27 protein-coding genes and 1 pseudogene are annotated in these 24,996 nt (G+C 37.2%); 26 read left to right on the forward strand and 2 right to left on the reverse strand.

Going from position 1 to position 24,996, the window contains the following annotated elements:
• Positions 1-82 precede the first annotated feature (82 nt).
• From QFZ87_RS13825 to QFZ87_RS13835, 3 genes and pseudogenes are all read left to right on the forward strand, one after another.
• A complete protein-coding gene (locus QFZ87_RS13825) occupies positions 83-1,534 on the forward strand; it encodes an IS1182 family transposase (RefSeq protein WP_309862201.1) in 1,452 nt (483 codons plus the stop codon).
• A 304-nt stretch (positions 1,535-1,838) separates the two neighbouring features.
• The gene (locus QFZ87_RS13830; protein ID WP_309862203.1) at positions 1,839-2,768 is read left to right on the forward strand and encodes a phosphate ABC transporter substrate-binding protein; all 930 of its coding nucleotides are present in this window, start codon (positions 1,839-1,841) and stop codon (positions 2,766-2,768) included.
• Between the two features lie 129 nt (positions 2,769-2,897).
• A pseudogene (locus QFZ87_RS13835) lies at positions 2,898-3,478 on the forward strand (cysteine hydrolase family protein).
• A gap of 26 nt (positions 3,479-3,504) precedes the next feature.
• Here QFZ87_RS13835 and QFZ87_RS13840 read toward each other — a convergent pair.
• On the reverse strand, positions 3,505-4,251 hold the full coding sequence (locus QFZ87_RS13840; RefSeq protein WP_396133969.1) for a YqcI/YcgG family protein: 747 nt from the start codon (positions 4,249-4,251) through the stop codon (positions 3,505-3,507).
• 256 nt (positions 4,252-4,507) lie between these two features.
• Here QFZ87_RS13840 and QFZ87_RS13845 point away from each other — a divergent pair, with 256 nt between their 5' ends.
• The 14 genes from QFZ87_RS13845 to QFZ87_RS13910 all read left to right on the forward strand — a co-directional run bounded on the left by QFZ87_RS13845 (position 4,508) and on the right by QFZ87_RS13910 (position 16,236).
• A complete protein-coding gene (locus QFZ87_RS13845; RefSeq protein WP_309862206.1) occupies positions 4,508-5,017 on the forward strand; it encodes a hypothetical protein in 510 nt (169 codons plus the stop codon).
• A 14-nt stretch (positions 5,018-5,031) separates the two neighbouring features.
• On the forward strand, positions 5,032-5,334 hold the full coding sequence (locus tag QFZ87_RS13850; protein WP_309862208.1) for a class I SAM-dependent methyltransferase: 303 nt from the start codon (positions 5,032-5,034) through the stop codon (positions 5,332-5,334).
• A gap of 82 nt (positions 5,335-5,416) precedes the next feature.
• Positions 5,417-5,581 (forward strand): hypothetical protein, encoded by a 165-nt coding sequence (locus QFZ87_RS13855; protein ID WP_309862210.1) that lies wholly within the window; start codon positions 5,417-5,419, stop codon positions 5,579-5,581.
• A gap of 232 nt (positions 5,582-5,813) precedes the next feature.
• The gene (locus QFZ87_RS13860; RefSeq protein WP_309862212.1) at positions 5,814-6,968 is read left to right on the forward strand and encodes an ROK family transcriptional regulator; all 1,155 of its coding nucleotides are present in this window, start codon (positions 5,814-5,816) and stop codon (positions 6,966-6,968) included.
• Positions 6,969-6,993: 25 nt separating this feature from the next.
• Positions 6,994-8,001: an asparaginase gene (locus QFZ87_RS13865; protein WP_309862214.1), complete on the forward strand. Its 1,008-nt coding sequence runs from the start codon at positions 6,994-6,996 to the stop codon at positions 7,999-8,001.
• A 70-nt stretch (positions 8,002-8,071) separates the two neighbouring features.
• Complete coding sequence (locus QFZ87_RS13870) at positions 8,072-9,391, forward strand: ABC transporter substrate-binding protein (protein ID WP_309862216.1); 1,320 nt, start codon at positions 8,072-8,074, stop codon at positions 9,389-9,391.
• Positions 9,392-9,434: 43 nt separating this feature from the next.
• The gene (locus tag QFZ87_RS13875) at positions 9,435-10,391 is read left to right on the forward strand and encodes a carbohydrate ABC transporter permease (protein WP_309862219.1); all 957 of its coding nucleotides are present in this window, start codon (positions 9,435-9,437) and stop codon (positions 10,389-10,391) included.
• Complete coding sequence (locus QFZ87_RS13880) at positions 10,391-11,221, forward strand: carbohydrate ABC transporter permease (protein WP_309862221.1); 831 nt, start codon at positions 10,391-10,393, stop codon at positions 11,219-11,221. The genes QFZ87_RS13875 and QFZ87_RS13880 overlap by 1 nt, the downstream gene beginning before the upstream one ends.
• 23 nt (positions 11,222-11,244) lie before the next feature.
• Positions 11,245-12,642 (forward strand): aminopeptidase P family N-terminal domain-containing protein, encoded by a 1,398-nt coding sequence (locus QFZ87_RS13885; protein ID WP_309862223.1) that lies wholly within the window; start codon positions 11,245-11,247, stop codon positions 12,640-12,642.
• Positions 12,643-12,720: 78 nt separating this feature from the next.
• A complete protein-coding gene (locus QFZ87_RS13890) occupies positions 12,721-13,470 on the forward strand; it encodes a glucosamine-6-phosphate deaminase (protein WP_309862225.1) in 750 nt (249 codons plus the stop codon).
• Between the two features lie 8 nt (positions 13,471-13,478).
• Positions 13,479-14,240, forward strand: coding sequence for a TIM barrel protein (locus QFZ87_RS13895; RefSeq protein ID WP_309862227.1), 762 nt, complete (start codon positions 13,479-13,481; stop codon positions 14,238-14,240).
• Between the two features lie 16 nt (positions 14,241-14,256).
• Entirely contained in the window at positions 14,257-15,318 is a 1,062-nt protein-coding gene (locus tag QFZ87_RS13900; protein ID WP_309862229.1) for a Gfo/Idh/MocA family protein, read from the forward strand.
• A 108-nt stretch (positions 15,319-15,426) separates the two neighbouring features.
• Complete coding sequence (locus tag QFZ87_RS13905; protein ID WP_309862231.1) at positions 15,427-15,858, forward strand: hypothetical protein; 432 nt, start codon at positions 15,427-15,429, stop codon at positions 15,856-15,858.
• Between the two features lie 204 nt (positions 15,859-16,062).
• The gene (locus QFZ87_RS13910; RefSeq protein WP_309862233.1) at positions 16,063-16,236 is read left to right on the forward strand and encodes a hypothetical protein; all 174 of its coding nucleotides are present in this window, start codon (positions 16,063-16,065) and stop codon (positions 16,234-16,236) included.
• Positions 16,237-16,336: 100 nt separating this feature from the next.
• On the opposite strand, the gene QFZ87_RS13915 is transcribed toward QFZ87_RS13910, so the two are convergent.
• Positions 16,337-16,630, reverse strand: coding sequence for a hypothetical protein (locus QFZ87_RS13915; protein ID WP_309862235.1), 294 nt, complete (start codon positions 16,628-16,630; stop codon positions 16,337-16,339).
• A gap of 171 nt (positions 16,631-16,801) precedes the next feature.
• Between QFZ87_RS13915 and QFZ87_RS13920 the strand changes: the two genes are divergently transcribed.
• The 9 genes from QFZ87_RS13920 to QFZ87_RS13960 all read left to right on the forward strand — a co-directional run bounded on the left by QFZ87_RS13920 (position 16,802) and on the right by QFZ87_RS13960 (position 24,941).
• On the forward strand, positions 16,802-17,386 hold the full coding sequence (locus tag QFZ87_RS13920; protein WP_309862237.1) for an O-methyltransferase: 585 nt from the start codon (positions 16,802-16,804) through the stop codon (positions 17,384-17,386).
• 34 nt (positions 17,387-17,420) lie between these two features.
• Complete coding sequence (locus QFZ87_RS13925) at positions 17,421-17,801, forward strand: VOC family protein (RefSeq protein ID WP_309862239.1); 381 nt, start codon at positions 17,421-17,423, stop codon at positions 17,799-17,801.
• A 182-nt stretch (positions 17,802-17,983) separates the two neighbouring features.
• Entirely contained in the window at positions 17,984-18,775 is a 792-nt protein-coding gene (locus tag QFZ87_RS13930; RefSeq protein WP_309862241.1) for an IclR family transcriptional regulator, read from the forward strand.
• 41 nt (positions 18,776-18,816) lie between these two features.
• Positions 18,817-19,878 carry an aminotransferase family protein gene (locus QFZ87_RS13935; RefSeq protein WP_309862243.1) on the forward strand — a complete coding sequence of 354 codons (1,062 nt, stop codon included), beginning with the start codon at positions 18,817-18,819 and terminating at the stop codon, positions 19,876-19,878.
• Positions 19,868-20,203 carry a PLP-dependent aminotransferase family protein gene (locus tag QFZ87_RS13940; protein ID WP_309862245.1) on the forward strand — a complete coding sequence of 112 codons (336 nt, stop codon included), beginning with the start codon at positions 19,868-19,870 and terminating at the stop codon, positions 20,201-20,203. Before QFZ87_RS13935 ends, QFZ87_RS13940 begins: the two co-directional genes overlap by 11 nt.
• Positions 20,187-21,473 (forward strand): aspartate aminotransferase family protein, encoded by a 1,287-nt coding sequence (locus tag QFZ87_RS13945; protein WP_309862247.1) that lies wholly within the window; start codon positions 20,187-20,189, stop codon positions 21,471-21,473. Before QFZ87_RS13940 ends, QFZ87_RS13945 begins: the two co-directional genes overlap by 17 nt.
• Before the next feature lie 12 nt (positions 21,474-21,485).
• Positions 21,486-22,934: an aldehyde dehydrogenase family protein gene (locus tag QFZ87_RS13950; protein WP_309862248.1), complete on the forward strand. Its 1,449-nt coding sequence runs from the start codon at positions 21,486-21,488 to the stop codon at positions 22,932-22,934.
• A gap of 24 nt (positions 22,935-22,958) precedes the next feature.
• Positions 22,959-24,461 (forward strand): M81 family metallopeptidase, encoded by a 1,503-nt coding sequence (locus QFZ87_RS13955; RefSeq protein ID WP_309862250.1) that lies wholly within the window; start codon positions 22,959-22,961, stop codon positions 24,459-24,461.
• A 3-nt stretch (positions 24,462-24,464) separates the two neighbouring features.
• On the forward strand, positions 24,465-24,941 hold the full coding sequence (locus QFZ87_RS13960) for a GNAT family N-acetyltransferase (protein ID WP_309862252.1): 477 nt from the start codon (positions 24,465-24,467) through the stop codon (positions 24,939-24,941).
• Positions 24,942-24,996 lie beyond the last annotated feature (55 nt).

Below are 24,996 nucleotides of genomic sequence, written 5' to 3' on the forward strand. Positions count from 1 at the left end.
CCTCTACCCTCAATAACTTTTTGAGAGTAGAGGTGCTTTTTTGTCGTATAATTGAAGTATCAATATGAAGCGGGTGTTATCGATGGTTCCAAATCAACAGTCTATGAATTTTAGTTCTTATATGGCACTTTACGATTTAATCGTGCCAAAAGATAATATGCTCCGGAAAATTAATGAACTCATTGATTTTTCCTTTGTTTATGATGAAATCAAGGACAATTATTGTCATGACAACGGACGAAATGCGGTACACCCTATTCGTATGTTTAAGTATTTATTTTTAAAATCTATACATGACTTATCAGATGTGGATCTTGTAGAACGTTCTAAGTACGATATGTCATTTAAATATTTTCTAGATATGTCTCCTGAAGAGGAAGTTATTGATCCTAGTTCTTTGACTAAATTCCGTAAACTACGTTTAAAAGATGTTAAACTTTTAGATTTATTAATCAATAAAACAGTAGAAATTGCGATGGAAAAGGAAATTCTCAAAAGTAATTCTATTATTGTTGACTCTACTCATTCAAGTGCTCGATACAATCAGAAGTCCCCGAAAGAATTATTAATGGATAAATCAAAATTGCTTCGAAAAGCGATTTATCAAGTGGATGAAAGCATAAAAGAACAACTACCATCAAAAACCACGACTAATGTACTTGAAGATGAAGTTGAATATTGTAATAAGCTTATGGAAGTAGTTGAAAAGAATAACGTACTTCGTGAGTATCCAAAGGTAAAAGAAAAGATAAATCTGTTAAAAGAAACACTTGAAGATATGAAGGAACAGCTTCAAATATCGAATGATCCTGATGCACGTGTTGGTCATAAGTCAGCTGACACTGCATTTTTTGGATATAAGACACATCTTGCGATGAGTGAAGAAAGAATTATCACAACTGCAGTTATTACAACAGGAGAAAAAAATGATGGAAAGCAATTAGAAACATTAGTTGAAAAAAGTAAAAAAGCTAGATTGGAAGTAAAGACAATAATCGGTGATGCAGCTTATTCTGAGAAAGGAAATATTGAATACGCAAATCAGAATGAAATAAAGTTAGTATCTAAATTGAACCCTGCTGTCACACAAGGATGTCGTAAAAAAGAGGAAGAATTTGAATTCAATAAAGATGCTGGAATGTACGTTTGTAAAGCTGGACATATGGCAATCCGGAAAGCGCGACAAGGTAAAAAGGGGGTATTTGCCAACCAAGTTGTCAACTATTATTTTGACGTAGAAAAATGTAAAGTATGTCCCTTTAAAATCGGATGTTATAAAGAAGGCGCAAAAAGTAAGAGTTACTCAGTAAGTATCAAATCAAATGTACATACAGAACAAATAAAATTCCAGGAAAGCGACTATTTCAAAGAAAAATCAAAAGAGCGATACAAAATAGAAGCTAAAAATAGTGAATTAAAACACAGACACGGGTATGATGTTGCAGAATCCTCGGGTCTAACTGGCATGGAATTGCAAGGGGCAATGGCGATCTTTACAGTAAATGTGAAAAGAATATTGACACTAATGAACTAAACAAGGAGTAAAACAATCCCAAAAGAACACAAAAAGACAGCTCATCAATTCAAAAAATGAATTTGAGCTGTCTTTTTTGCGTCTTAGTATAAACATTTCTGAAAAACGAAAGTTTTTCAGTGCCCTCGCGGTTTTGCCCGGTTTTTCTTAATTAGGTTTAATTATTGTGTCCTGTTAGTTAATAATTCCATAATAATTATTTACAAAACCTTTACGCTCCATTTAAACAGAGTTAATACGTTCGTCCTATAGTTATATTTGTAAGGAAAATTAAAATTTAACTCTCTAGGGGGAAACAAGGTACATGAAAAGCTTGAAGAAACTTAGCCTACTTACATTATTTGCAGCATTAATGGTATTCATGGCTGCTTGTGGAGGCGGCACTTCTACAGACAAAACTGCAGGAAACACAGAAAAAGAAACACCAAAAACCGAAGAAAAGAAAGAGCTTTCAGGTTCATTAGTTATTTCTGGTTCATCTGCGATGCAGCCATTAGTTGCAGCAGCCGCTGAAGAATTTATGGCAGAAAATCCAAAGGTAGATATTCAAGTAAATGCTGGTGGTTCAGGTACTGGTTTATCTCAAGTGTCTGAAGGATCTGTTCAAATTGGGAACTCTGACGTTTTCGCTGAAGAAAAAGAAGGAATCCCAGCAGATCAGCTTGTTGACCATAAAGTAGCCGTAGTTGGCATGACTGCTGCTGTTAACCCTAAAGTTGGAATCAAAGATATTAAAAAAGAAGATTTAATTAAAGTATTCACTGGAAAAATCACCAACTGGAAAGAACTTGGCGGAAAAGATCAAAAAATCGTTCTTGTTAACCGTCCAGACTCTTCAGGTACACGTGCAATATTCAATAAGTTCGCTCTTGATGGAGCAACACCTGCAGAAGGTATCACCGAGGATTCTTCAAACACAGTTAAAAAGATTATTAACGAAACTGATGGTGCCATTGGTTATCTAGCATTCTCATACTTCACAGATGATTCTGTAACACCTCTTGCCATTAATGGTGTAGAACCAACTGCTGAGAACGTACAATCTGGTAAGTTTCCAGTTTGGGCGTACCAACATTCTTATACAAAAGGTGAAGCAACTGATCTTGCAAAATCGTTCCTTGATTATATGATGTCAGATGATATCCAAAACAATCTACTTAATGAACAAGGATATTTACCTGTAACAAAAATGAAGGTAGAACGTGATGCAGAAGGTAAGCAAACAAATAAATAGATTTAAAGAAAAGGGTAAGTGCAATTCGCACTTACCCTTTTCTTTGCATTATTTATCTATGAATACAGGGGTTCCTTTTAACACAAATTAAATTTGATTAAAACTAGATTTTAGGTAGGGAGATACTTGATTCAAAACTTTTTAAAACCACCAGCACTATTAGTTCTGGATGTTCAAGTGGGTTTTGATGTTCCATATTGGGGGAAACGCAACAATTTGCAGGCGGAGGACAATATCCTGAGGTTGCTATCAGAATGGCGAATGAAGAAATGGCCGGTCATCTATTCACAACATTTATCCCTGTTGCCCGACTCACCACTTAACTATAAGAATAAGGGTGGAACGGAGTTTAAAGCGAATATTCGACCAATAGCAGGAGAAATGGTTTTTCAAAAAAACGGTAATAGTGCATTTATCGGAACTCAACTAGAAACCTATTTACATGACCAACTAATAAAATCGGTTGTGATAACAGGACTTTCTACGCAACATTGTGTTTCAACTACTACTCGAATGAGTGCGAACTTAGGCTTCGATACTTACTTGATTGAAGACGCCATTGCTGCATTTGAAATTACAGATCACAAAGGGGTTAAACATTCGCTGATGAAATACACAAAATAGAATTAGCTACACTAAATAAAGAGTTTGCTACTATATTAACCACAGATGAACTTTTTACACAACTATTTAATAAAGCGCAAGATTGATGCTTGCGCTTTTCATATTTAGTAAGCTATTCTATACTATTTTTCATAAATTGATGAAATGGACATTTTGATAAAGAGGATTCATCATCGCGTAAAAAATATTGCTTCCACTCATAATTATCTTCCTGTCCATAACTGTTTAAATCAGGGTGAATATCGATGGAATCATATTGTTCTAGTCTTTTTCGAACCTTTGATTTAATATTTTTAGCAAAAGTCTCATGCTTATTGAATTCCCTTAATACCCATCTAGGAGTGATGGCTAGCATGAAATAGGCAAAATGTCTGCTTCTCCGATTTACATGGGAGGGTGTCGCACAATACATAAAATACTGTTCTCCGTTGTAACAAAACTCCCAAATAGGATTATGCGGTTCACGAGGAATTTGATTGGGCCAATTCATATCATCCTTGTCACTTAAACCATTTAACTGTTCCCAAAACAATCGTTCAAACATTTCAACATTATATGTTTCCTTTAAATCGTTCGGAGTCTCATAAAAAATGATAAGAGATGTAAAATCACCAAACTCTTTAGATGATTTCGTGTAGTCGCACAATAACAATGCAACCTCATCAATCGTAGCTGAACGCCTTGGGTCACCAACAAACCCATAACGTAATTGGTTTGTTGTGAATCCGATTGTAGCCGGTATACATGGAAAGGGCCGGTCTTTATCTTTCATTTTCTCTTCGAATTTTTCTAAAGCTATTCTTTCCCATTGTTGGAGTTGGTTTCGTGATGCGGGTGAATCTTTGAATAGTTTGCTTATTATAATCACCTCCTAATGGATCATACATTATATTCATGAACCGATAAGGAGGGTGAATGTCCAATTTAATATGGGTTGTAGCAGAATTATTTGAAACGATTTACAATGGATAGGTGTAAATAAGTGAGAGAGTAGTTTTGGTAAGCTATATTTGAATTTATCCTCAAAAAGCTAAAATAGTGATAATATCATATATAAATCCAATAACTAATGTTTTTTAATAAATAGGTGAAACAACTGTTTGGGGGAACGGTTTATGGTAGTTGTAAAATCAGTAAAAATTGATGGTGAGAGCATTCATGTATTTAAAAGTGCAATCTATATTTTTGAAGCAAGTTCGAGTTTCACCATAGAACTGAATTTAATTGTAAGTGAGGTTGTTGTTAAAAAATATAAAAAGGAAGAGACCCTCATTATTGAGATAGAACTAGAAGATGGTAGATTCATACAGTCTATCATGCAGGTGAAAATCCTCTCAGGTGGATTGCCGCAGCTTAATTTATTCTGCGAACTGGATGACATTGAGGAGTATAAAGATTTTGATCGGGTAAGCGAAAATGATTCATGGTTTCCTAATATTGAAGAAGGCATCACAATAGAGGATATAAGAAAAGTGGAAATGCCTGATGAAGAATTTAGTATAAAATTAAAGCTCCCCATTGACCAGGTTGAATGGCTAAAGAATCAGAAAAGGGCAAGATTGAATGAACTTTTTAAAGAGGTTATTTATTATTTGTGGAAAAAAGGATATAGAGATGGAGTATGAAAATGAATTCAAGGATGAAATGGAACTCAAAACATAAAGAGCGCCTGGATCAACAGAGGCCACCTGAACCAAATCCTAGATTAAAGAATCTGTCTTCCTATTTAACTGGTGGTAGGGCCCTTGATCTTGCTTGTGGTCTTGGGAGTAACAGTTTTTTTCTTGCACGATTGAACTATGAGGTCGAATCTATTGATATTTCGGATGTCGCTATCCAATATATTCAAGAACAGGTTTCAAGAGATAAACTCACAATTCACCCAAAAGTTTGTGACCTTACGGAATTAAACAATCAACATTGGCGTAACCAAATCTTTTGATTTAGTAGTCATTACATATTTCCTTGATCGCTCGCTATTTCCTTTAGTTAAGACACTTGTAAAACAGGATGGTTATTTTTTTATGGAAACCTTCTATCAGTCACCGATAGACGAGAATCAGGGAGTATCAAACCAATATAAACTTCAGCCTAAAGAGCTGTTAACTGAATTTGGAGATTGGAAGGTTCACTTTTTTGAAGAAGTTGACAATGAGAGTAGACAGACGATATTTTGTAAGAAACAATAAGGGGCAGAATTCCTTTAGTAGAATAAGGAATTTTTTACTGGAATTATATATATTTACAAATTTTAAGGTAGAAAGCTCAAATGAGTTTTCTACCTTTTTTATTTATATAAAAGATTAATTACTCCAGTGGTGAAATAAATAAAAAAAATTGGTCTTTTCACCTATAAGTCCCACTATATTTTAATTAAATATACATTCTTTAATAATTCCACTGGAAAAATGGGGACTGAAGATGAAACAAGATCAAGATACCATCAAACAGCATAACAAGAAAATGATCTTAGATATTATTAGGACTCAGAGGCCAATTTCAAGGTCAGATATTTCTCGAATTACCAAAATGAGCCCAACATCGATTAGTAGAATCGTAGGGGAACTATGTGAAGACGGTTATATTCAAGAAACCAACACATCTTCAAGTGGGGTAGGAAGGAAAGCTGTTATCCTAGATGTTAATCCAGGATCGGTGTATAGCATCGGAGTGGAGATTGATAAAAATTTTATTAAGATTGGCTTAATGGATTTTTGTTCGAATGTAGTAAAGAGTGAAAAGGTGGGATATTTCGAATCAGAGTATGACCCCGTAGTAACGGCAAATATGGTTTGTAAATTGATTGAAAAGATTGTTGATGATATCAGAATTGATCGGGAGAAGATTATATCAATCGGTGTCTCTGTACCAGGGGTAATTGATTCAGAGAATGGAATCGTCGTATTTTCCTCACAGCTTGCCTGGAGAAATATTGAATTTGCATCAATGATTGAAAAAAAGGTTCTAATCCCAACTGTGGTAGAAAATGATTTAAAAGTGATGGCATTGGCTGAATATTTCTATGGTTCCGCTAAGGACTCTAAATGGACCGCAATGATTAATTTTGGTAGTGGAGTTGGTTCCGTTTTAGTGAAAAATGGGGAGATTTTTCAAGGAGGTAGCAACCGTGCAGGTGAAATTGGCCATACAACGATCGATCCTTTTGGGATTCTTTGTGAATGTGGAAGACGGGGATGCCTCCAAACATATACAGCTGATTGGGCTCTAATTCAAGAGGCACAAAAGGTAGCAAAAGTTAATGGCATACAAGATATTTTGACAAGTTCAAAAAGGCAAGAATTATGGGCACAAAGTATAATTCAACGGGCGACGATTTATATGGGGATTACGATTAGTAATATTTTATGTATGTATAATCCTGACACAGTCATCTTATGTGGAAGTTTATTCGATAATCATCCAGAGCTATTTCCTCTTGTAGAGGAACATTTAACAAAGATTATTTGGGAACCGTATGAGCATACATTTCGACTATGTTTATCTGAACTGAAAGGGGTTTCAAGGGTATTGGGCTCAGCAATTATGGCATTAAACAAGAGTTTTCAAATCCAATAAATAAAGATAGCAGGGGGGAAAAGACATGTCTGACATTCTAGTAAAAGAATACCGCGGGGATGTATTAGAAAATATTCATAGAGGTTCGATTTGTATTGTAGATGATCAGGGCAGGGTTCGCTATAGTCTCGGTAATCCATATGTTATTACGTTTTATCGCTCAGCAGCCAAGCCAATTCAAGCCATCCCGGCTTTTCATAGAGGAGTGGATGTTGCTTTTCAGTTAACTCCCATTGAAAGTACATTATTAGCTGCATCCCATCGTGGGGAACATTTCCACGTGGAAGCCCTTCAAACCTTAGCGAAAAAGATTGAATGTGATGAACAGGATTTGCTTTGTATGCCTACATACCCATTAAATCCTGATGCAAAAACGGAATTAATTTGGATGAAACAACCGGCTCGTCGATTGTACCACAATTGTTCTGGAAAACATTTTGGCATGATGGCTTTGGCCAAACTCTTAGGTGTTTCAACTGAAAATTATTGGGAAAGAACACATCCCGTCCAAAAAGAAATTCTTCAATACCTATCATTATTATCTGATTATCCAATGGACAAAATTAACTGTGGAGTGGACGGCTGCGGAGTGCCTGTTTATGCTTTACCACTCAAACATATGGCTATTTCTTATGTTCGCTTGGCCTGCCCCGACTTAATGGAAGATGCAGAACTAGAAGCTGCCATTCGAAAGGTTTGTCAGCTGATGAATGACCACCATCTTATGATTGGTGGAAGTAAGCAGATTTGCTCTACATTGCTTCAGGATCGAAACATTGTGGCAAAGGGTGGGGCGAAAGGAGTCTACTGCATCGGTCTCAAAGAAGAACGGTTGGGGATAGCTCTTAAGATAGAAGATGGCTCAGAGGAAAGCTGGCCCTTAATTGTGGCTGGCATATTGGAACAAATCCACTACGAAAATAAAGAAACTATTGAACGTATGTATGATTTAGCAACACGGTTTGTCGTTAATGATAATCAAAAAATTGTTGGAGAAAACAAATTGTCATTTACGCTTAAACAAGTTTTTTAGGGAGGTGACCAACTGGGAAATAATAATTTTTTCAACTTCAAAGCAAAGAAAATACGAGGAGGGAATAAGAGTGAAAAGGCTGAGTGGTTGGTTTTTTACGATATCTTTAATCCTTTGTTTGATGGTAACAGGTTGTTCAAAAGATTCGGGTAATGGTGGGAAGGGGACAAAAGATGATCCTGTGAAAATCACCTACTTGGACAATATCCCAAGCCCAGAGCGAACAGCTCTACTAAAGGAAATGATTGCTAAGTTCGAAGAAAAAAATCCAGGAATTAAAGTTGAATATAGCTCGGTTGGTTTTGAAGAATCTTATAAGAAATTAATGGCTATGGGGGCATCCGGTACACTTCCAGATGTATTTAATGTGGATGAATCCATGTTTACCTCAATGGCTTCTGCAGGATATTTACAGGATTTACAATCAAACTACGATAAGTGGGATCAGAAGGATAAACTGATAAAAGCTGTTGAAAAATGGCCATCTAAATATAAAGGTCATTTCTATGCCATCCCAGATGCTTTTATGTTACAGGCATTGTTCATTCGATCTGACTGGTTCCATGAGAAAGGTCTTACACCAAGGATTGACACTTGGGATCAATATTTTGAATATGGGAAAAAGCTAACCGATCCTTCTAAAGGACAATATGGAATTTCCTTCCGTGGTGGACCAAATGGAGTTGTTCGGTTTATGGAGTATCTCGCATCTCTAACTGAAACACCAGGATGGTTTGATGAAAACGGGAAACCGATCACAAGTAAGCCAGAAGCACTTGAAGCATTTAAAAAGTTTTATGGAGTCTATAAAAATGGATATGCTCCAAAGGAATCTATTAACTGGGGTTATAAAGAAATGGTGCAGGGATTCCTAAATGGGCAAGCTGGTATTTTAAATCAAACTGCAGAAGTTATTATTCCAGTGGAAAAAGATATGAAAAAAGGAACCTATGAAATAATCCCTATTCCGAAATCGCCAAGTGGAAAAAATTTCAATCACTTTGGTTCTACTGCTGCTTATGCTATTTCGTCAAAGTCCAAACAGAAAGAAGCCGCATGGGAGTTTATTGAATTTATGAGTTCACCTGAAATGAACCTTGAATATTCCAAACGAAATGGTATGCTGCCTATCTATACTGAATCATATAAGGATCCTTTCTTTAGTGAAGGTGCAATAAAAGGATTTGCTGAGCAAATGGCAGACCCAGAGATTGTTTATGTGAATTGGGCTGATTACTTAAAGGAACAATCTCAATTTATAGGAACTTATGCTGTAGAACAGGTTCAAAATTATCTACTTAATAAGCAGTCCGCAGAAGAGACCTTGAAAAATTTAAATGACTTCTTGGAAAAAGCACAACAAAGATATGAAAAAGAAGAAGGGAAGTAACCGGTAGAAACATGAGACTGACTTAACTCCAAGGGTCAGTCTCATGATATTTCATAGATTAGTAGGTGAAGTCATGAGTCTCAATCAAAAAGAAAACACTGACCAAATAGTACAGAAGCAAAGGATGAAGGGAAAGGAGCCATACCTTTTACTTTTTCCCGCTTTCTTGTTGATTCTATTATTCTTCGGGTATCCCATTATCGACGGACTGCGCCTCGCTTTCTATCATTATGTTTTGACGGATCCTGGCAATATTTTTTTTAGCGGGTTGGAGAATTTTAAAGAGTTACTAAAGGATGGAAACTTCCTACTTGTTCTTAAAAATTCAATCATCTGGGTAGTCGCTAGTGTTGGGCTCCAATTAGTCTTAGGATTGACCCTTGCATTGGCTCTTTCGAAAAACTTTAGAGGGAAAAATCTGTATCAAGCAATTGTTTTTCTGCCATGGGCAGTTTCAGGTTTCCTGATTGGGATGATCTTTAAATGGATGTTTAATGAACATAATGGCTTAATTAATTATGTACTAAAATCCCTTGGCATCATTGATCATAGCATTCCATTCCTTGCTCTTCCCAATGTCTCTATTTTTACTGCTGTTGTTGCGATGATTTGGTATGGAGTACCGTTTTTCGCCATTATGGTTTTAGCTGCGCTTCAATCTATTCCACAGGAGGTTCATGAGGCTGCTGCTCTTGATGGAGCTGGTGGCTTTAAAAAATTAACAAAAATCACCATTCCGTACATCAAGAAAACTTTAATTATTACTACTTTATTAAGGGTAATCTGGGTGTTTAACTCTGCCGATATCATTTACATTATGACAAATGGAGGACCTGCGAATACCTCACATAACCTCCCATCTTATATATTTAGCACGGTTTTTTATACTATGGATTTCGGGCAAGCTTCTGCGGCCGGTGTGATCATGATTATCTTACTTGTTATTTATTCGGTCATATTCTTAAAGGTTACCAAGTTTGATAAGGCAGGTGATTTCTGATGAGGGAAAGTTTTTTTGCCGGGCTTTCTCGGCGATTTATCCTATTTATGTTTTTGCTAATGGTTCTAGTCCCATTCCTTTGGATGGTTGTCACCTCATTAAAGACCAGGCAAGAAATTTACGGAAGTGAATTGACTCTCTGGCCTAAGGATTTAACTTTTGATAACTATTTGTCGGCATTTACAGATGCGGACTTTAGCCTTTATTTCCTTAATAGTTTAATAGTGACGCTGGTTAGCTCAGTTATTGTATTAATCATTTCTGTAATGGGCGGCTATAGCCTGGCGAGATTCCAGTTCAAGGGGAAAAAAGTAACACTGATTGCTTTTTTGGTTACTCAAATGGTTCCCACAATGATTATGCTCGTTCCTCTTTTTATTTTATTTAGTAAGATAGGCCTCATTAACAATTTAGCTTCGTTAATTATCCTTTATACTGTTATAAATATTCCATTTTGTTTGCTAACTATGTCGAGCTTCTTTCAACGAATTCCTGTGACACTAGAGGAAGCTGCGATTATGGATGGATGCAATCGATTCCAAGCCGTTTATAAGGTCATCCTGCCTGTCATGCTGCCGGGAGTTATCGCTACCTTCGTGTTTGCTTTTACAGGTGCATGGAATGAATTGTTCTTTGGAATTATGTTTTTGAACGGTGGAAATTCTGCAACTATCCCAGTTGGATTAAATAATTTTGTTCAGAAATTTGACGTCAATTGGGGTCAAATGACCGCTTGGGGTATTATCTCACTCATACCAGTTGCGATTATGTTTATGTTTATACAGAAGTATATTGTGGCGGGGCTAACTGCAGGGTCAGTAAAAGAATAAGGTTGGATGGGAGAGAATGAGATTTGAGAAATGTACACATAGAAACTATTAACCCCTATGATGGGGTAGATTTAAATCAGGATGTTCCGATACCTGAAATAACAAAGGAAGAATATGAACAAAGAATTCGACTTCTGGTCGAAAAAATGGAACAGGATGGTATAACGTATTGCCTAGTTTTTGCTGATAGAGAACATTTTGCGAATATGCAATATCTTACCGGTTTTGAACCTCGTTTTGAGGAATCCCTTCTTATTGTTTCTCATGAAGGTAAATTGACACTTCTTGTTGGTAATGAATGCATAGATTATTCAGAAATTAGTCCTTTGGCATTGCGCCATGTTCTCTATCAAAATTTTAGTTTGCAGGGTCAACCGAGAGAAAAGCTTGTCTCTCTTTGTGAAATTTTTCAGGATGCAGGCATTAACCATTTGTCAAAAGTGGGTATCATTGGTCATAAGTATTTTGAAAAAGAGCATATCGGTGCTCATTTACACAAAGTGGACATTCCGGCATATATTCTTGAGGAGCTTTTGAAAATTACAGAGTGGCAAAACGTCATCAATTATACAGATCGTATGACCCATCCTACTGAAGGAATACGCATGAAGTTAAGGACAGCGACAGAAATTGCTTATTATGAAGCAGTTTCTCATCGAGCTTCAAATGGAATTATTCGTTTATTAAAAGAATTAAAACTTGGAATGGGTGAATTAGAGGCATCCCGTTTAGTTGGATATGATGCATTCCCAATCAGCATGTTCCCAATAGTAAACTTTGGAGAAAAACATGTTCAGTTAGGATTGAGGAGCCCGAACAATCGAAAGCTTGAAAAAGGAGAAATGATAACAATTTGTTATGGTTTACGCGGGAGTTTAATTGCCAGATCCGGATTTGCAGCCTTAACTAAAAACGGTGTTAATTCATTCATAGAGAATTTCTACAAACCTTATTTTCGGGCAATTGTGGATTGGTATGAAAGCCTAGCTATTGGAAGAATGTATGGAGAGACCTTTAATAAGGTAATGGGGATTTTAGGTGATTCTGAAAAGTTTGGAATCTATCTAAATCCAGGACATCTCATTTCCTTAGATGAGTGGCCCCATTCACCTGTTTATGAAGATTCTGATATCCCCATGGTTTCGGGGCATTATTTACAATGCGATATCATTGCAACTGCTAAAAATCCATTTTGTCAGGCAATTCTAGAAGATGGAGTTATTTTGGCAGATGAGACGTTAAGGGAACAACTTCAGTTAAAATACCCCGAGACATATTCAAGGATTCATAGAAGAAGAAGATTCATGATTGAAACATTAGGAATTCGAATTTCAGAGGATGTTCTTCCACTTTCCAATTGCCAAGCTATTTTACATCCATATTTATTAGATCAAAGTCAATGTTTTGTAATGAGGAATTAATAATGTTAATTGAAGTGGTTGCTAATACCCTTCAAGATGCGCGAAGAAAAAAATGAACTAAGTAAAGGGGGGATTTCTATGAAGATAATCGTTCTTCCAGAGCAACAAATAGCTGGATTTATTTTTAATGATTTAGAGCGACAGTTAAGAAGAAAACCTAATTCGGTACTAGGTATGACGACAGGTTCCACTCCGTTGACATTAGGGATCTATCAGGAATGGGTAAAGCGTGCAAACAACGGGGGAATAGACTTTTCAAGAGCTACATTTGTGAATCCTGATGAGTTGGTAGGCTTGCCTGAGAATCATCCAGAAACGTACCGAATGTACATGAAAAAGCATTTATTCTCACAAATTGGGGTTTCCAACGAACGAGCCTTCATTCCCAATGGCGGGACTATGGATCCTGAAGAAGAGTGTTGCCAATTTGAGTTTCAATTAAAAGAACAAGGAGGAATTGATTGGCAGCTAATGGGGTTAGGATTGAATGGTCATATCGCCTTTATTGAACCAGCGGACTCCATTCCCTCTACTACCTATGTTGTTAAATTGGAGGAAATGAATTGCCCTCGACTGTTAGACTTGGATTCTGAAAAGATCATTACTCATGCAATTACAGTCGGTCTAGGCACTGTTATTGGGGCTGGGTCTGTTATTCTTACAGTGGTAGGAGAGAAAAAGGCAGACATCGTTGCACAGGCATTGCTTGGTCCAGTTACCACTCGAGTTCCAGCCTCGTTTCTACAACTACATAGCAATGCTACCATTGTATTGGATGAAGGTGCTGCCAGTAAGTTGCCTGAAAATCTATTGGTAAGACTGAATTGAGGTGAAACATGTATTTATCACCCTGCATTGACGCTATTTTCTTTAACCGTTCTGTTAATCTAAATGACCAAATCCTAGCAGTTAAGAATACTGGATATAAACATTTTGAATTTTGGAGCTGGTGGGATAAGGATCTGAATTTATTAGAGAGAGTGGTGAAAGAGGAAGGTCTTAGAATATCAGCCATGTGTACGCGTTTTATTTCTTTAGTAGATAAAAAGGAACGATCACACTATCAACAAGGCTTAATGGAAAGTATAGAAGCTGCTAAACGTCTAGGAGTGAAAACATTAATCTCTCAAACGGGAAATGAGCTTGACTTTTCTAGAAGGAAACAGCTAAAGAATATGAAAGATGGATTAATGGCCTGTATTTCTATTCTGGAAAAGGCAGATATGATGCTTGTAATTGAGCCCTTAAATATAACAGTTGACCACCCTGGGTATTTTCTTTCTTCCTCGGATGAGGCTGCTGAACTGATTGCCCAGATTAATAACCCTCATATTAAAATGTTATTTGATGTGTATCATCAACAAATAACTGAAGGTAATGTCGCAAGACGGTTAAAACAATATAATAACTATATTGGCCATATTCATATAGCTGACAATCCAGGAAGAAAAGAACCTGGTACTGGCGAATTAAATTATCATTATATTTTCGATTCACTTAAGCATACTGGATATGTTGGTGGACTAGGTCTTGAGTTTTTTCCAGACCATTCTCCTGAAGAAAAACTTAAGTATGTAAAAGTAAACTTTCCAATATAGGGGGAGGGATAAAATAGTGCAGAAGCTTAGATACGGCGTTATTGGGGCAGGATGGGTAGCAGACCGAAAACATTTAAAGACTTATGCACAATTTCCCAATATTGAATTGGTGGCTATTTGTAACCATCAAATCGAACGGGCACAATTACTTGCGGAAAAGTACCAAATTCCATTTGTATTTGATAACTATGAAGAAATGTTTAGGCAATGCCAATTAGACATTGTCAGTATCTGTAGCCCTAATGCGCTCCATCTCCCGATGATTGAAGCTGCTATCAAAAATCATGTCCATATTCATTGTGAAAAACCATTAGTCTTAAATGAGCAAGAGGCAGAGCGTATCTTATTGTTAAACCAGGACCATGGAGTAAACATCTTCGTAGGCATGAATTATCGGTTTGAAACTGCTATAAAATACTTAAAAGAATTGGTGACTACGGGGCAAATGGGTGAAGTTTATCATATTAAGGCGATTTGGAATCGAAGAAGAGGAATACCAGGATTAGGTGGATGGTTTACCAACCGTAAATTAGCAGGAGGGGGCCCCCTCATTGACTTGGGAGTTCACTTGATTGACCTTTCAATGTTTTTACTAGATTTTCCTAATCCGATTCATATTACCGGGCAAACTTATACCCATTTTTCTAATTTGGATGAACAGCAAAATCGTGGGGCATGGGCAAGTGATTCAATTCCAAAATCAAAATCTGATCGAATTGTTGATGTTGAGGATATGGCAATCGGGTTAATTAAATTTGATAATTATTCTACCCTTTACATAGAAACTTCTTGGGCAGCGAATGTAAAGGAGGATCAGCTTCAAATTGAACTCTTTGGTACAAATGCTGGAGCGAAAACAGACGGGAAATCTATCGAGGTTTATGGTGAACTTAGTGGAAAGTTGGTCGATATAAAACCAATTATTTATGATGATGACTCACATATAATAGAAGTACAATCTTTTCTTGATAGTATTCTACATGATACAGTCGAGGGGTGTACCGTCGAACAAGCCAAGAAGGTTATGCATATTATTGATAAAATCTATAATAGCGGATTCGATTGTAAAGAAGAATGAAGAAGGAGGGGAGAAAGGCTGCCCCTCTATTTTTTTGTTCCGCTTAAAGATTGATATTAGATAGGATTCAATTTAAGAAACACAATTGCCTGTGTTTTACATACAATAATGAAAAATTTAGCTCCGGGGTTGATATTAGTGGATACGCTAAAACAACAAAGCAAAGGCTTTAGTGATGAAAAAAACAAGAAAATCTTAGCTCTAGAAAAAGAGGTTGCATTCGGTCTTTGGATTCAAGTGGTTGGTCAAATTATTGAACTAATAGCTTTATCAGAAATTTTGCAGGTGAAGGAAGATGAAAACACAGTTGGAGAAGAACAAATTCTAACGGGTGTTTGGTTGAGAACGATTGGCCAAATCTTAGAGGCTGTATCTGTTTCAAAACAAATAAACGAAACTGACTTACTAAAATTGTCCCAACAACAAAAACTGGCTATAACAGGAGATTTACTTGTATCTATAGGTTCAGGTTATGAAGTTTTTGGCGGTGTTCATGTGCTTGAAGAGGAAAAGGTCACTCCACCACAGATTGTTCCATAACGTCGGAGTATGAGAAGTGGCTCCTCAAAAAAGTTACTGTAAATCCTCCATGCCCTCCATTTGACATTCCCCAGCAATAAGCTTATTACATATCTTAATAATAAAAAGTACTTTTTGTTTTAAATCTTTCAGTCTTCATTTTAAATATATAGTAAATTGGATAAAACATTAAGAGATGGGGCGATGAATAAGGAGGAAGGCTTGATGGATCAACCATTTAATTATCCTGAAATTTTCTATAATGAAGTCATCTACTATTTAGAATCAAAATGGAATCGTCGTTTAAGTGAACACGAACGACATGTGTTAATCGAAGGATATCGATTTGGAAGGATGATTGAGGCAGAAGCAGAAATCAAAATCCTTTTTACAAATTAAAATGTTGAAATAACCCTCAAAGATTATTAAGAACCAATCCAAATGGATAAATGTAAAGGCTGACTCATTTGCTATGAGATCAGCCTTTTTTGGCACAGATTTAATCCTTGAATTCTACATGTCCATTTTCATCTATTTCAATTGTGGTATAGCTTTTAAAGACTTCCATATTCGTAATCTCATGCTTAACCGAACTTGCAAAGCTCTCCATATAAGGCTGATATACTTCAGGATTTTTAACGAGATGATAAAAGTTCACCCTTTTTCCATCTTTCATATCTGTCATTCTTAGTAAAAAACGATCTCCAAACTGTCCTTTAAACCACTCTCTAGCTTCTTCATGGCTTCTAAAAGAAGGCATTTGACTATGCTCGACCGTAAAATCTTGATCCATTCACACGTTCACCTCTTTACTTAAAATGCATTTTTTCATATTTACTATTCCCAATAATAGATGCATTATAAGTAATATTTTCCCTTTTGGTATAAAAAGGATGATACTATAGTAATATGGAATGAATTTAATTTTTTAATCAATAGTAGTTTTTATGGGGGAGATGATTGGTTGAATAAGGAGTTAGCTGTTTTTCTAAAAGAACTCGAAAATTTTGGAGTGGCCAATGATCAACAAATGAAGGATAAATCAAAAAGAATGAGAAATGTTACCCCCGAAACGGGCAGATTTCTCTCATTCATCGCTACAACCACACAAGCAAGAAACATTCTTGAAATTGGAACATCTAATGGATATTCTACTTTATGGCTTGCAGAGAGCGTGTCAGAAAACGATGGACATGTGACGACGTTAGAATTTTTAGCCAGTAAAGCAGAACTTGCTAAGAGTAATTTTGAAAAAGCAAAGATGTCGAAATGGATAGACCTTATTGTCATGAATGCAAGCGAGTATATTCACAAAGTAGAAAGCAATACAGTCGATATGATTTTTTTAGATTCAGACCGTAAAGAGTATGTGGAATGGTGGGGGGACTTGAGTAGAATTTTAAAAAAGAACGGACTGATAGTTGTTGACAATGTCATCTCACATTCTAATGAATTACAAGATTTCTATATATTGGTTTCGAATGATGAAAACTATAAAACAATCAAATTGCCAATCGAAAGCGGACTGCTATTATTGACTAAAAAGTAAGAAAAGCTACCAATCAGAAAAGAGCGTGATTGCGATGCGGATTAATAAATTGGATCATTTCGTGTTAACCGTTCACGACATAGAGGCAACATGTAAGTTTTATACAACAGTCATGGGAATGAAGCTGCAAACTTTTGGTGAGGGTAGAAAGGCGCTTCAATTTGGTCAGCAGAAAATAAACCTCCATGTTTTTGGAAAGGAGTTTGAGCCGAAAGCTCTTAAACCTACACCAGGTTCAGGGGATCTATGCTTTATAACAGATACGCCTTTAGAAAAAGTAATGGAACACTTGGAAAAAAATAATGTTTCTGTTTTAGAGGGCCCTGTTTTTCGAACAGGTGCTGTAGGGAGAATATTATCAGTTTACTTTCGGGATCCTGAAGGAAATCTAATAGAAGTCTCAAATTATATATAACAATAAGACTAGTTACATACGTTAATTATAAAAAGTCGGCAAAAATGCCGACTTTTTATAATTTTTAAAAAATATTGACTATTAATTTTTCTTAATAATATAATAGGTTAAGAAAGTGAAAACAATATTTCCACTAGGTGGAAAGTTTAAACCCGCTGTAAAAAATGTTTGGGGTGATAGGAATGGACAAAGAAAAAAATCAAAATATCCGTGCATTGGAAAGAGCATTCGATATTATTGAAGCATTTACACTAGAATATTCGGAATTAACTTTAACAGAGATTTCGTCAAGAACTTCTTTATCATTAGCCACTATCCATCGATTTATTCAAACGATGATGGCAAGAGGGTATATCGAGCAAGACCCTATTTCTAGTAGGTACAAACTAAGTAAGCAATTTGTTCGATTAGGCGGAATAGTTGTGAGAGGACTAGATCTAGTTCAAACAGCAATGCCCTATCTTCAAGAACTTTCCAATAATACCTCACAGAATTGCAACCTAAGTGTATATGACCAAGGAAAGGTCCTATGTCTAATCAATATTGAATCCTTTAAAAGCTTTTTTATGGGAATTAAAGTGGGACAGAGCCTGCCCGTATACGGAGGGGCATTATCAAAAGTCATCTTAGCTCATCTACCAACAGACTTAATCTCATCCCTCATCTCTCATGATTTACCATCCTTTACACCACAAACGATATCTCACCGAGACTTATTAATAAATGAACTTGAAAAAATTCGACACCAAGGTTATGCAGAATCTAGGGGAGAACTAACCATAGGGGAAGCTGCCATTGCTGCACCTATCTACGATTATTCGAACGAAGTCGTTGCCGGGATATCTCTTTCTGGCCCTGAACATCATTATGTTGAAGAAAAACAAATAGAATTCAAACGTCTTCTACTCGAGACAGCTAGTCGTATATCAGAACAACTTGGTTCAGATAGATGCTTTAAGTATAGAAGGTTATAGAATAACTTTATAAAGCCATAAAAAATGGTGGTGGACTGGTCATGAGAGAGGAAATAGAAGATTATGTGTTCCATAGGGACTTTTCTAAAATGTATCCTATTATCACGCATGGTAAGGGGATCTATCTATATGATGAGAATGGAAAAAGATACATGGATGCCTGCTCAGGAGCAGTCGCAGCGAACTTAGGCCATGGTGTGGAAGAAATTGCCGAGGCCATGGCTCTTCAGGCAAAAAAGGCAGCCTTTGTACACACGATGAGATTTGAAACAGAGGTATTGTTTAAACTTGCTGAGAAAATTGCAAAACTAGCACCTCAATCATTGAATAAAGTTTATTTTACTAGTGGTGGGTCGGAAGCTAATGAAAGTGCCATTAAGCTAGCTAGGCAATTTCATAAGGATGCTGGAAGACCTGAAAAACACATTGTCATTGGTAGATGGCAATCCTATCACGGAAACACATTTGGATCCCTATCGGCGGGTGGAGATATAAAACGTCGTCAGGTTTATACACCGAATCTAATAAATTTCACCCATATTCACTCCCCCAATTGTAAGCGATGTCCATATCAAAGAGAGAAAGAGGACTGTGAAAATAAGAAAAATTGGTCCTGTGTTCGCGATATTGAAAGCGTTATCTTGGAGCTTGGGCCAGATAATGTCTCTGCCTTTATTGCTGAACCCATTGTAGGCAGTCAGCTAGGTGCTGTCAGTCCCCCTGAAGCCTATTTTAAAGAGATTCGAAAGATTTGCGATCAATACAATATTGTCCTCATAGTGGATGAAGTAATGACAGGCTTTGGGAGAACGGGGAAAGATTTTGCTATCCAACACTATGGAATTTCGCCTGACATTATGACGTTCGGAAAGGGCGTTTCTGCTGGTTATGCTCCCTTAGCAGGCATGGTTGTACATGATCGAATTGTTGGTAGTCTAATAGAGAACAGTAAGGGTAAGTTTGTTCATGGCTACACCTACAGCGGCCATCCCGTTTCTGTTGCAGCAGGTCTTTCTGTTTTAACTATTTATGAACGAGACGGGATTTTAAAAAAACGTCCAAGTTGTTGGAGATTATCTAAAACAACAGCTATTGGCCCTTAAAAAACGCTGTCCTATCATATTTGATGTGCGTGGAGAGGGGCTATTAGTAGGAATTGAATTAGCTGCTGATGGAGAAGTAGGAACACCTTTCCCAGAAAAGCTGCATGCTTCCGAACGGATTAATAATATCGCAATGGAGCTTGGTGCTGTATTTTACCCTGGTAGTGGATCGCTTAATGGAAATTTAGGAGACCATTTGTTAATATCTCCGCCGCTGACTGTAACATCGGATGAGGTCGACGGTATGGTAAAAATTCTTGAAAATTCCTTACAGATTTTTATAGAAGAATTAAAGGAGGAAATAACGTATGAAATTACAAAATAAATCAGATGAAATTAAAGAAAAGGCTAAAAAACATTTATCTCCAGTTTTAACGAGGGTAACAGAATTAGTTGTGGATAAAGCAAAGGGTGCAAGATTTTGGACGGCAGATGGAGAGGAATACATTGATTTTGTATCCGGTGTGGCTGTAAATGCTGTTGGGCACGCCAATGATACAATGGTTCAAGCAATTAAGAAACAAGCAGAGTCATTTATTCACTTCGGTTTGAACTATGGTTACTATGAATCAGCTGCTAATCTTGCAGAAAAACTTGCTGAAATTACACCGGGTAATTTAGATACCGTGTTCTTTTCTAATTCCGGAGGTGAAGCCATTGATGGAGCATTAAAACTGGCACGGGCTGCTACCGGGAGACCAGGAATCATTGCTTTTGAAGGTTCATTTCATGGAAGAACACTTGGAGCAACAGCTATTACTGCCTCTAGCTCCAAATATCGGAAAAACTATGAACCTATTTTAGGAGAGGTGTACCATGCTCCTTATCCATATCCATCACAATTAAAGGGTGTGAACGTAGAAGAGACTATTCCTTATTGTTTGCACCAGCTTCAAAAAATCTTTGAATTACGGATTGATCCATCCCGAGTGGCAGCTATTGTGATTGAACCTGTGATTGGTGAAGGAGGATACTACCCAGCCCCGGCTGAATTTCTCCAAGAACTGAGAAAAATAACAGAAAAACATGGCATTCTCTTAATCTTTGATGAGGTACAAACTGGTTTTGGGCGAACAGGAAAAATGTTTGCAGCCGAGCATTCTGGTGTAACTCCTGACATTATGGTTTTAGCGAAAGCTCTTTCGGGCGGAATGCCTCTTGGTGCGATTGTAGCGAGTAGAGAGCTTCACGAAAAATGGCCAGTTGGAGGGCATGGGTCAACCTTTGGTGGAAACCCGATTTCCTGTGCTGCAGCATTAGCAAATATTGCTGTGATTGAAAAGGAAAAACTAGTCGAACGAAGCTGGGAGTTAGGAGCAAACATAGTAGCCAGATTAAAAGATTCTCTAGAAGGGCTACCTGGAATAAGGGAAATTCGAGGAATAGGAATGATGATTGGTATCGAATTTCATGAAGATTTTGCTAGCCACGCTGTTACCATTATTAAGCAAAAGTGTTTAGAACAAAAACTTCTCATTATGAATTGCGGGGTACAGGGACAAACAATTAGGTTAATGCTACCGCTTAATATTAATGAAGATGATTTAAATGAGGGATTGTCTATTTTGGAAAAGGTTATTAAAGAAACGCTATAAGGAGGGAAAGGTATGATTCAACAAGCTGAGAAAAAAGGATTGTATATAAATGGATCTTGGATTCAACAAGAGGAGCAGGAATTTTTTAAAAGTATCAACCCTGCGACAGAGGAAGTAGTTGGCTATTGTGCGGCAGCTACACCTTCACAAGTTGATGATGCGGTAGAAAGTGCTCGATTGGCTTTTAAAGAGTGGAAGAACACTACACTGCCAGAGAGAGCACAATTTCTCTGGAAAGCAGCTAAGGCGTTTGAAGAGAAAAAGGAGCATTTAGCTCAAATGATGACACAGGAAATGGGAAAGGTATTGGCTGAATCCCTTGGTGAAGTGGGTGTCGTCATTGAAACCTGTAAATATATGGCTGGAGAGGGAAGAAGACTTTTCGGTGAAACCGTTGGTGCGGGTGCTGAAAACCGCCATATTATGATGGTTCGTGAGCCGGTGGGTGTTGTCGCTTGTATCACACCTTGGAACTTCCCAGTCTCCTTGGCTGGCTATAAAATATTAGCAGCTTTTATTAGTGGGAATACCGTTGTATGGAAGCCGGCCTCAGAAGTTGCTCTTTCAGCACAAATTTTTACAGATATTTTCCATGAGATTGGACTTCCAAAAGGTGTATTAAACTTAATTACTGGTTCAGGAAGTATAGTTGGGGCTAAGCTGGCTGAACATAAGGATGTAAAGGTCATCTCATTTACCGGGTCAACGGAAGTGGGGATTAAACTATCAGAAACAGCCGCCAAGACTTTAAAAAGAGTAGCTTTAGAGCTTGGTGGCAAAAATGCTGTTATCGTATTGAAGGATGCAGATCTAAAACTAGCAGCGGAAGCGATTGTTAAGGCTGCGTTTACAACAACGGGGCAAAGATGTACAGCCGCTAGCCGTGTCATTGTTGAATCAGAAGTAAGGGATGAATTACTCAACAGAGTTGTTTCTCTAACCCAACAACTAAAAGCAGGAAATGGTCTTGAACAAGGAATTGACATTGGTCCATTAACCAATAAACAGCAGCTAGAAACGGTTGAAAAATATGTAGCCTTAGCTGTTGAACAGGGAGCTGTGATAGAATGCGGCGGAAAACGATTAGCAAGTGAAAGAGGATACTTCTATGAGCCTACGATCTTAAGTAATGTAAAAAATGAGGCTGTGGTTGCACAAGAAGAAATTTTCGGTCCGGTTTTAGCATTTATAGAAGTTAATAGTTTTGAAGAAGCGATCGACGTAAATAATGATACCATTTATGGGCTATCGACTTCATTGTTTACAAACAGCCTTTACTATGCAAATCGTGGAGCAAAAGAAATTGAAAGTGGGTTAGTTTACATTAATAATGGTACTTCCAACGCAGAACTTGGTGTAGCATTCGGTGGAACGAAACAATCGGGAAACGGACATCGCGAGGTATCCCATCATGCTTTTGATGTGATGACAGAGTGGAAATCAATTTATACGACCTATTAGGATTGTATTAAAGGGAGATGTTTAATGAAAAAGCTTCGTGTTGGAATCGCTTTTTTCTATCATGAATCTCATAGTTTCGCTCCTTTAAAAACGGATATTGAAGCATTTTATAATGAAGGATTTTTTAAAGAAGACGAAATCTTTTCAGCCTATACAGCAACAAAAACAGAAGTAGGCGGTTTTTTGGATGTACTTTCAAAGGAAGAGCACATAGAAGTTATTCCAATTCTATGTGCTGCGGCAACCCCAGCAGGTCCCGTGACGAATGAAGCCTATCAGCTAATAGAAAATGAAATCCTAACGGAAATAGAGAAGGCCGACCATTTAGACGGGTTGTTATTAGCTTTACATGGTGCAATGGTCGTAGAAGACCTCTTTGACCCTGAAGAGAAGCTGTTAAGGGAAATTAGAAAAGTTATGGGGAATGATATTCCAATTGCAACGACTTTAGATATGCATGCAAATCTAAGTGCCAGAATGTTAGAGCATACTCCCTATCATTTCGGATTTAAAACCTATCCCCATGTTGATATGTATAATCAAGGAGTTAATGCAGCTAAATTACTCCTCGAGGTCTTATTAGAACAAAAAAACTATGTCGCTTCTTTCATCAAGCTACCCATGATGCCACCTTCTATTAACATGCGTACAGAAGAAGGGCCTATGCATCTTTTGGTGGAACTAGCTTTTCAACTTGAGAGCGAACCTTCTATTAAAAATGCTTCTGTGTTTGGCGGTTTTCCGTATTCCGACATTCCGATGGTGGGGGCTAGTGTTCTTGTCATTGCAAATGACCAAACTAGCGCAGATAAGGCAGCTAGAGAATTAGCGAATAAATTTTGGGACCTTCGCAATGATTTTATTATTCAGATTCCAACAGTTAAAGAGGGAATGAAGCACGCTTTGTCATTAAAGGAACAAAAACCTATTGTCTTGGCTGACATTTCTGATAACCCTTTAAGCTGTGGAAGTGGAGACACGACACTTTTATTAGAAGAGTTCATTAGCGTGAATCAACCACACACGTTATTTGGCGGATTGACTGACCCTGAATCGATTGAAAGATGTAGGATGGCAGGTGTAGGTAATGAGGTCATGCTTGACCTAGGAGGTAAAATTTCTCCAGAGTTTGGAAGGCCTGTTCAAGTAGTTGCAAAGGTGCTAGCTCTTTCAGATGGAATTTTTTACAATAGCGGCCCTTTTAATCAACATTTACGAGTGGATGTGAAAGGTGCAGCCTATATAAGAGCAGGTGAAGTGGATATTCTTCTCATCGGCCGTCCAATGTCAGCCAATGACCCGGAAATGTTTCGCCATATAGGTATTGAGCCAACCTCCTATTCTATTTTAGGTTTAAAAGTGAAAAATCACTTTCGGGCAGCTTTTGACCCATTAATTAGTAAGGTCATATATGTCGATGCGCCAGGCGTGGCATCGAATGATTTAAAGCATTTTTCTTATAAAAATATTCCAGAGAAAATCTGGCCTCTTAAAGATATAGATTATACTGAATTCATGGAGGTATAAGTTATGACAGTTATTGAAAAGAATTTTTATATTGATATTCCAAAAAAATTAACACCTGAAGAACAAAAAATGATGATGGAGCTTGAACTTGATGCATTTCCAGGTACAGGTGCCGTTGATGAACAGACACTTGTTCCCTTAGCTCGTTATGGAAAACTCATATTTTATAAACAACCTAGTGATGAACGGCCTGTGGCCGTTTGCGAGTGCATGAGAGATTACAATAATCCCGATAAAGCCTATATCTTTGGCTATTATGTTCGATCCGATTATAAAGGCAAGGGAGTCGGAAAAATATTTTTGCAGGAAGTAAGTTCTATTCTGAAAAATGATGGGTTTTCTGTTGTTTGCTTAACTGTTAGTGTGAAAAACCTTCCTGCTGTAAATTTATATGAAAAAGAAGGATTTGAAATTAAAGAAACAAGATACTCTGAGTTCGGAGTAGGGGAAGATCGATATTATATGGAGAAAGTCTTATAGATTCGGTATGGAAAAGTTAAAAATGCTGCAGTCTGGTATCAGGCTGCAGCATTTT

This window comes from Bacillus sp. SLBN-46 (assembly GCF_031453555.1).
In the GTDB taxonomy this organism is placed as follows: domain Bacteria; phylum Bacillota; class Bacilli; order Bacillales; family Cytobacillaceae; genus Neobacillus.